The following is a 1,061-nucleotide window of genomic DNA, read 5'->3' as shown; positions in this document are numbered from 1 at the left end:
GCATCACCAAGGTCTTCATCAAACGACTGATCTGCATTCATCTTATCTGAAGCTTGCTCAAGAATATCATCGCTGATAACCGGCTTTTCGGCACCTAATGTTGCGTCAGACTCTAAATCTCCTTCTCCGCCCTGAGCTAATGATTCAACGATGGCTGAATCACTTAAATCTGAAGGCAGCTGAATCTCGGTTTCTTGCTCAAGCTCGCCGCTTAAATCTATGTCATCAAGATCCACGTCAAGAATCGCATCATCAAACTCACCAGAGTCTGACAACTCATCAGTAATCTCATCTACAGTTTCGTCTAGCACATCACTAGGCTCTAGAAGCGAGTCATCCAAGTCAGCAGTTAATTCTGCATCGAGTGATTCATCAATACCTAGATCATGCTCTTCATCTAGTTCAACACTGTCAAAGTCAAAAGATTGTGGTTCTTCCTCAAGCGCTTCAGCTTCAGCCTCAATAGACGCTTCAACCTCGCGTTTTGAGGCCTCAACCTCTTCCATCTCGCGATCTAGCTCAAGCTCATGTTCTTTATCTTCTAGCGACACCAACTGCTCATCCAGCATATCTCCGCGGATAGCGCTCGCTTGATCTAAGGCTTCAGAATCCTGAATTGCTTCTAATTCGCTATACTGGCGGTTAAATGCTTCAGTATCACCACTTTGCTTATATACTTCCAGCAACTTCAAGCGCAAGTCTGTTCTAACAGGTTCTTCTGAAATTGCACTTTCAAGAACTGCTGCAGCCTGATCCAGTCTGCCATAGGCAATGTAAACATCAACTTCAGCGATTACATCCTCATTTTCCTCGCCAGAGACGGCAGGCTCTTCTTCAGCAAATAAGTCTTCATCTATGTATTCGTCATCATCTTCAAGAGGGCTATCTAAAGATTCAACTTGCATGCCGTCTTCTTCAGCATCCTGATAATCGTCTTCCGACGATAGCGCATCTTCGCCCTCTTCTTCATATTCAATTTCGTCACTATCGTGCATTGCCTGAAACTCTTGCTCACGCTTAGCGTTATTACGCGAAACCAACCAGAGGACAAACACAACCAG

At 44.7% G+C, this 1,061-nt stretch carries 1 protein-coding gene; it reads right to left on the bottom strand.

Translation table 11 applies throughout. The features are described 5' to 3' along the window. On the bottom strand, nucleotides 1-1,061 hold a 1,061-nt coding region (locus A3766_RS31230; protein ID WP_369808632.1), incomplete at both ends, for a FimV family protein.

The organism is Oleiphilus sp. HI0132 (genome assembly GCF_001635845.1).
The sequence above is the reverse complement of the archived record's forward strand: the minus strand, read 5'-3'. Positions and strand labels throughout refer to the sequence as shown.